This is a genomic window from Bacillus sp. MBGLi79 (assembly GCF_002953915.1).
The window spans coordinates 1,400,791-1,408,631 of sequence record NZ_CP026521.1 but is presented as its reverse complement, the minus strand read 5'-3'; the positions used below and the strand labels follow the sequence as shown (position 1 = coordinate 1,408,631).

The window sequence follows — 7,841 nt, the reverse complement described above, 5'->3', positions numbered from 1 at the left end:
TGTTTTTCTTCATCGATGATTTCCAAGACTTCATCCGTTTTTTCGTACGATTCTCCGTACCATTTCTCATCTTTATAAGTATGAATGTTTTCATATGTCTGTTTCATGGCTTCAAGAATTTCTTCTTCTGATTCTGTTTTCGGTGACCAGTACAGAATCTCCATCTTGTTTACTTCATTCGTAGCCAATGACCGGCGACGGTACCCAATTGACTGAGCATGCTTGAAATGCTCTCTTTGATAAAACCTCAGGCGTTTTTCTGTATCAGTATCATCTTCATCCACAGGTTCCACCTCGAGCAATATGGGCTTATTTTTCTTTTTCAGCTTTGCGATCAATTTGCCGCCAAGCCCCTGCCCTCTTGCATCCTTAGACACATACAGATAATCAACGAAAATAAAAGAATCGAATTCCGCAAACATTAAAATATGATGTTTGCCTTCATCTTTATGATAAATATCGCTTCGCTCTTTCAGAAGAGCTTCCATATGCGCTTTTGATTTCATTTCTTCAATTGGAAAGTACTCGCTAAGCTTTTCATACCAGTTCATTGATTTGCTCCTTATGAGTTCATTGTCTTCATACTTTTAGATATACCCCATTTCTTCTTGTTTAAACAGCCTTACATCTATAAAGACGTACGAACTTCCGCCATGGTTTCATTTTTTTTCAGAATGAACGGAGCCAGCTGCTCCGTTTATTCTGAAGTGCATCTCATTGAACCCGGTTTTCCCGCCTGTAATGAACAAGCCGGGGCTGTGCCAGTGCAATCAGAAAAGTCATGATATATAATGCAGCAGCTGCAATAAAAGCTGTTTTCGCACCAGCCGCATCAGCCACTAACCCCATAATGGAGTAGGTGACGCCTGACCAAGGAGTTAAAATTGCATTTTTTGCAGCCATGATTCCGATACGTTTCTGTTCGGGAATAACCTCCTGCAGCATGGTTTCCTGGCAAATATCACGCACCTGATAAAAAGGCCCCATTGCGGCACAAGCCAGCGCGCATAAAAACGGGATAGTAGAAATTGAGAACAGAAGGGTCAGCGCCGCCATCACAAGCGAGCAGAAAATAATAGCGCAGCCCATGTTCCGCTCAAAAAAAGCAGAAAAACGAATGGCAATCACACTGCCGACAATGGCACCTATAAAATAAGAAGCGTTAAACATCCCCCACCACGCTTCTGTTTCATGTAAAACAACCGCAGTAAAGGCGAGAAGAATAGCAGACGACCAAACAGAACCCGCCAAAGCTTCTATCATGTCCATAAAAGTAATGTCTCTTACAATAGGAATAATCATTAAATCCTTCCATATACTTCTGCCAGATGCTTTTTCATCTGTTTCATCAGTCGTTTTTTCATTTATATGAAGCCCCTTGAGGGAAACTCCCGAAAGAACAAACAGGCAAATGGCTGCACCGACAACGACTTCAAAAGGGACGGCGTACGTCAGAAGGCCTCCAAGGCCCCAGCCTGCTGTTAATTGATTCGAAAGGGAGATCACGCCATTCGCTTTTACATAGTGCTCTTTTGGAACAATAATCGGCAACAGCGCGAATCTTGCCGGCTGAAAAAAAGCGCCCGCGAAGGAAAAACAGAACACAAACAGCAGCGTAATCCAAAAGAATGCCTGTCCGTGATGAGTGACACTGTATGCCATCAGGATTGTAAAGACCGCTCTCAGCAGATTTGCGCCCGCAAGCACCTTTTTAAAACCGAGATTGCGAAGCACCGGAGAGACGCAAAAGCTTGCAGCTATACTTGCAAACGACATGAACGATAATACGAGTCCAGCCAAAAAAACGGAGTCAGTCATTTGATAAACACGGACCATTAAAACGATTGTGACAAGGACTCCTGCTAAGGATTGAAGAGATTGAGACAGCAATAGCGCAAAAACATTTTTGTTATGCAGAAATTGAATTGTATTTCGCCTCCGCTATTTTCCTCTAATTGTAAATGTTATCATTCTCACTTTCTATGAGGACGCAAAAAAATCCTTCAAGAGATTTCTCTTGAAGGATTGATGAATCATGAAAAAGCTTTAAATTCGGCTTCCGTGCACATCACAAAATGTCCCGGTTTGACTTCACGGAATTCCATCGTTTCCCCACCTTTTAATTGATGGACGGACGGATCATATTTCTGGCGGACGCGATTTCTCTCATAGTCCGGATCTGGAAGCGGAATCGCAGAAAGCAATGATTTTGTATATGGATGAAGCGGATTCTCATAAAGCTCATCTGCCGGCGCAAGTTCAACCAGTTTCCCAAAATACATAACTCCAATGCGGTCGCTGATGTATTTGACCATCGATAAATCGTGGGCAATAAACAGGTATGTGAGCCCTTTTTCTTTTTGCAGTTCTTTCATTAAATTCACGACCTGTGCTTGAATGGATACATCCAAAGCGGAAATCGGCTCATCCGCGATAATGAATTCCGGATCAACAGCAAGTGCTCTGGCAATCCCGATTCTTTGGCGCTGGCCACCGGAAAATTCATGAGGATAGCGATTCGCGTGTTCCTTGTTCAATCCCACTGTTTCCAATAGTTCATGAACCCGCTGCATCCGCTCTTTTTTCGTTTTCGCCAGCTTATGAATATCAAGCCCTTCAGCAATAATATCAGCAACTGTCATTCTCGGATTCAGGGACGCATATGGGTCTTGGAAAATCATCTGCATTTTGCGGTTGAATTCCAGCAGCTTTTTCCGCGATTTTTTTCCGTGCACATTTTCGCCGTTGAACAGCACCTCACCATCGGTTGCTTCGTACAGCCGGATAATGCTTCGGCCTGTTGTCGATTTACCGCAGCCAGATTCACCAACCAGCCCTAATGTTTCACCTTTATAGATATCAAATGATAAATCATCTACAGCCTTAACCGTTCCTCTCGGTGTGACAAAGTGCTGTTTTAAATGTTTGATTTCTAATAGTTTTTCAGTCAATTTATTCACCTTCTCTCACTAAGACAGGTTTTTCATACGTGTTTGCAAGTTTACGCATTTTCGCTTTTACCGCTTCAGGCGGCTCTACCTTTGGCGCGTCGGGATGAAGCAGCCACGATTTGACATAATGAGTATCAGATACCTTAAACATTGGCGGCTCCTGTTCAAAATCGATTTTCATCGCATAAGGGCTCCGCGGGGCAAAAGCATCTCCTTTTGGCGGGTTTGTCAAATCAGGCGGCGTGCCCGGAATGGCAGTCAGCTCTTCCTCTCCTGAACTTTCCAGTGTCGGCATGGATGCAAGAAGCCCCCAAGTATACGGATGTCTCGGATCGTAGAAAATTTCGTCTACCGTACCTGTTTCTACAATCTGTCCCGCGTACATGACAGCGACCCGGTCAGCAACGTTTGCCACAACACCAAGATCGTGTGTGATAAAGATGATGGACGTGTCAATTTTCTTTTGCAAATCCTTCATCAATTCCAGAATTTGCGCTTGAATCGTTACATCAAGTGCAGTGGTCGGCTCGTCGGCGATCAAAAGCTTCGGATTCGCCGCAAGCGCCATGGCGATGACAACCCGCTGCCTCATACCGCCTGAAAATTCGTGCGGAAATTGGTTCACCCGCTTTTCCGGCATTGGGATACCGACTAATTCCAGCAGTTCAACCGCGCGTTTTTTAGCCGCTTCCTTTGAGATCTTTTCGTGTTTAAAAAGCACTTCCGTAATTTGTTTACCGACCTTCATCGTTGGATTTAAGGATGTCATCGGATCTTGGAATATCATGCCGATCTCTTTTCCCCGGACATTTTGCATTTCTTTTTCGAACAGCGGCACCAGATCCTTCCCTTCAAACAGGATTTCACCACGTTTGAAATAACCCGGAGGCATTGGAATCAGCTTCATGATTGCTTGAGAGGTTACACTTTTTCCGGAACCTGATTCTCCGACGATAGCCAGCGTCTCTCCTTTTTCCAGATGGAAATTCACTCCGCGGATCGCTTGGACCTCTCCGCCATATGTTTTAAATGAAATTGCTAAATCTTTTACTTCTAATAGGCGTGTCACCCGTATCACTCCCTTATTTACGTAACTTAGGATCCAATGCGTCTCTTAATCCGTCGCCGACAACGTTAAAGCCAAACATTGTAATGCAGATAAATCCGGCAGGGAAGAATAAACGCCACGGATAATAGGTCAATGCAGGCAATCCGTCAGAAGCCATCGTTCCCCAGCTTGCCAGCGGAGCCGGGACACCGAGTCCCAAATAGCTTAAAAAGGCTTCTGTGAAAATCGCAGTAGGAACTGTCAATGTCATCGTGACCAAAATGGAACCCATTGCGTTTGGCACGATATGTTTAAACAGCAAACGGGATGTTTTTGCACCCAGTGTCTGTGAAGCAAGCACATACTCTTGATTCTTCAGCTGCAGCACTTGTCCGCGCACGATTCTGGCCATGTTAATCCAGCCCGTAATCGTCATGGCAATAATAATCGTAAATAGCCCTTTCGGAAGAACAACCATCAGTAAGATAACCATTAATAATGAAGGAACTGCCCAAAGGATATCAGCGATACGCATCATAATTTCATCTGTTCTTCCTCCGCGGAAGCCTGAAATGCTCCCCCAAATGACGCCGATCAGCAAATCAAGAACAGCGGCTGCGACACCGATAAAGATTGAGATTCGCGCTCCTACCCATGTACGGACGAAAATGTCCCGTCCAAGATCATCTGTTCCGAACCAGTGATCTTTTGAAGGCGGCTTATCCGCATTTAAGAGATTAGTAGTTGAATAATCATACCTTGAGAACACCGGCGCAAAAATGGCCATAAGGATAATGAGCACGATAATGATAAGCCCGACCATTGCAAGCTTATTGCTGCGGAAGCGAAGCATCGCATCTTTCCAGAGAGAAAGGCTCTTTTTACTTATTTTTTCTGCATCGCCGGCATTCGCTGCGGCTGGTTCAAACATGTTTTTCGGAATGTTCTGCATGGCCTAGGCTCCTTTCTTTGCTTTGGAAAGCTTGATTCTCGGATCAATAATGCCGTAAAGCACGTCTACGATTAATACACACAATAGCAGGATGACACTGAAGAACACCGTTACACCCATAATGACTGTATAATCACGGTTTGTAATACTGTTTACGAAGTGTGAACCAAGACCCGGGATCCCAAAAATCGTTTCAATGATAAAACTTCCCGTTAAGACCTGGGCGGCCATCGGGCCCATGTATGTAACAACCGGCAAAAGCGCGTTTCGAATGGCGTGCCGCACTGTAACCGCTGGACGGGACAGCCCTTTCGCTTTCGCAGTGCGGATATAATCACTGTTTAACACTTCGATCATGCTTGAACGGGAAAGTCTGGCAATGAACGCCATCGGCATGGAAGCAAGTGCGATTGAAGGCAAAAAGGTGTATGCCCAGGACTCCCACCCCGCGACCGGAAACAGCCCAAGCTTCATGGAGAACACATATTGCAGAACAGCCGCCATGATAAAGCTTGGAACTGAAATACCAAATATCGTTAAAATCGCGACGGTATAATCCTGCCACTTATTATGGTAAAGAGCTGCAATGACTCCAAACAATACACCTAACGCTAAAGCGAGGAGAATAGCTTCTGCTCCAAGAGTGAATGAAACGGGGAAACCTGAATTGATCAGGTCGTTAACACTCTGACCTTTATATTTAAATGATGGTCCGAAATCCCACATTGCAACTGATTTCAAATAACTGACGTATTGTACAAACAGCGGCTTGTCCAAGCCATAGTGCGTATTTAAGTTTGCTTCAATTTCAGGCGGAAGCTTTTTCTCACCTGAAAATGGCCCGCCCGGTGCTGCTTGCATTAAGAAGAATGTCACAGTTACAATCACAAATAGTGTGATAATCATATAGACTAAGCGTCTTCCGATATATTTTAGCAAGGGGGAACACCTCCATGGTTTTTACTTTTTTATATTCTTCAGTAAGAAAGGTATATGGGAAATAGGTCCCCATATACCTTGAGGTTATTGTTTTCACAAATAAGACTTATTGAAAGTACGCGTTTCTGAAATAAATTTCTCCAGTTCCAGTAATAATGGTTCCTTTCAGATTTTCGTCTTGTACCCAAGGAATCGTATAAAAATAAATTGGAGCGACCGGCATTTCATCAATGAAAATTTCTTCCGCTTTTTTCAGCAGCTCTGCACGTTTGTTTTGATCTGTTTCAGTTTGTGACTGATTCAGCAATTTTTTGAATTCTGGGTTTTCCCAGCCCGTATCGTTATTTCCTCCGTCTTTGTCACGGAACAATTCTAGGAAGTTAATAGGATCGTTAAAGTCGCCAAGCCAGCCCATACGGCCGATTTGATAATCTTGGCTGTGGAGCTTATCGATATAGACATTCCATTCAGAGTTATCAAGCTCAACATTTACGCCTAAATTTTTCTTCCACATTTCTTGTACAGCTTGAGCGATTTTCGCATGTGCATCATCAGTGTTATAAGACAATTTGATTTTCGGAAGGTCAGATGCCTTGCTTAAGCCCATTTCTTTTAGGCCTTTTTCAAGGTATTCTTTTGCCGTTTTGATATCGTTGTCTTTGTAGTAGCCTTCTTTGTTATCCTCAAATCCCTTCATTGTCGGCGGCACCGCAGCCATTGCCGGGATTTGCTCTCCTTGCGTAATGTTTTTAACAATCGATTGACGGTCAATCGCATAAGATAATGCTTTACGGATATTGACGTTGTCTAACGGCTTAGCTTCAGTGTTGAATTTGTACCAATACACACCTGCCATCGGCTCAACATGTAAAGAACCGTCTTTTTTCAAGGAAGGGAGAGATTCTGTCGGAAGCTGTCCGAGCGGCAAACCGGCCCAATCAAGTTCGCCAGCTTGGAATTTTTTCAATTCCGTATTGTTATTGTTGATCATAACCATATCAATTTTCTTCAGTTTGACTTTGTCTTTATCCCAATACTGGTCATTTTTTTCGAGAGTAATAGAACCACTGTGTTTCCATGCTGTCATTTTGAACGGCCCGTTTGATACATAATCATCCCCAGCATTTGTATTCCACTTTTTATTTTTCTCTGCAATTTTCTTGTTGATCGGCATATACGTATAGAACGCAGTTAATTCAGTGAAATATGGAGTCGGGTTATTTAATTCAACCTTCAGCGTTTTATCATTCACGGCTTTTACCGCCACATCATCTAGGCTGCCTTTGCCTGTATTCGCCGCTTCAGCACCTTTTATGTAGTAGAGCTGGTAAGCGTATTGTGATTCATTATTAGGGTCAAGCGCCCATTTCCAAGCATATTCAAAATCTTGTGCTGTTACAGGGTCTCCATTAGACCATTTCACACCATCACGAATAGTGAATGTATATGTTTTACCGTCCTTGCTTGTTTCGATTTTAGATGCCATGCCTTCTTCAGGCTCCCCATCTGCATTGATGCGTGTCAATCCTTCAAAAGTCTGACGGATGACACCGCCTGAAACTGAATCATTTGCCAATCCCGGATGTAAGGAGAACGGCTCAGTTTTAATATTAATGTTAAGTGTTGTCTTTCCTTTACTGTCCTTTTTCCCTTCACCGTTTGATCCGCTGCCGCCAAAGCCGCAAGCGCTCAGCACGAGAGTGAAAATGAGCATCAACGTGACAATCGACCAACGTTTTTTCATATTCGCAAACCCCCTAATAAGAATTTTTCAGCTCCTTACGGCTAAATCCTCAGAAATATCAGACAAATGAACCTAAGTTTCCATAACTTTTATTCTGTTCCGTCTTTTCTGATTATTTTTGTAAAAAAGCTGTAACAATAGAGTGAACAAGTTCATTATAATGAAACAAATAATTTATTGCAATATTATTTTATCAATTTAAAATAT

7 protein-coding genes are annotated in these 7,841 nt (G+C 43.2%); all 7 read right to left on the bottom strand.

Going from position 1 to position 7,841, the window contains the following annotated elements:
- Positions 1 to 551: GNAT family N-acetyltransferase (locus C1T29_RS07065; protein WP_208945643.1), on the bottom strand; the 551-nt coding region annotated here is incomplete at its 3' end.
- Positions 552 to 714: 163 nt separating this feature from the next.
- Positions 715 to 1,926 carry an MFS transporter gene (locus C1T29_RS07060; protein ID WP_103748918.1) on the bottom strand — a complete coding sequence of 404 codons (1,212 nt, stop codon included), beginning with the start codon at positions 1,924 to 1,926 and terminating at the stop codon, positions 715 to 717.
- A gap of 107 nt (positions 1,927 to 2,033) precedes the next feature.
- Positions 2,034 to 2,951, bottom strand: a complete 918-nt coding sequence (gene oppF, locus C1T29_RS07055) for an oligopeptide ABC transporter ATP-binding protein OppF (protein ID WP_103748919.1) — start codon at positions 2,949 to 2,951, stop codon at positions 2,034 to 2,036.
- A 1-nt stretch (position 2,952) separates the two neighbouring features.
- On the bottom strand, positions 2,953 to 4,029 hold the full coding sequence (oppD, locus tag C1T29_RS07050) for an oligopeptide ABC transporter ATP-binding protein OppD (RefSeq protein WP_103748920.1): 1,077 nt from the start codon (positions 4,027 to 4,029) through the stop codon (positions 2,953 to 2,955).
- A 4-nt stretch (positions 4,030 to 4,033) separates the two neighbouring features.
- On the bottom strand, positions 4,034 to 4,951 hold the full coding sequence (gene oppC, locus C1T29_RS07045; RefSeq protein ID WP_043857278.1) for an oligopeptide ABC transporter permease OppC: 918 nt from the start codon (positions 4,949 to 4,951) through the stop codon (positions 4,034 to 4,036).
- Between the two features lie 3 nt (positions 4,952 to 4,954).
- Complete coding sequence (oppB, locus tag C1T29_RS07040; RefSeq protein WP_014479444.1) at positions 4,955 to 5,890, bottom strand: oligopeptide ABC transporter permease OppB; 936 nt, start codon at positions 5,888 to 5,890, stop codon at positions 4,955 to 4,957.
- A 106-nt stretch (positions 5,891 to 5,996) separates the two neighbouring features.
- Positions 5,997 to 7,634, bottom strand: a complete 1,638-nt coding sequence (gene oppA / locus C1T29_RS07035; protein ID WP_040083451.1) for an oligopeptide ABC transporter substrate-binding protein OppA — start codon at positions 7,632 to 7,634, stop codon at positions 5,997 to 5,999.
- Positions 7,635 to 7,841 lie beyond the last annotated feature (207 nt).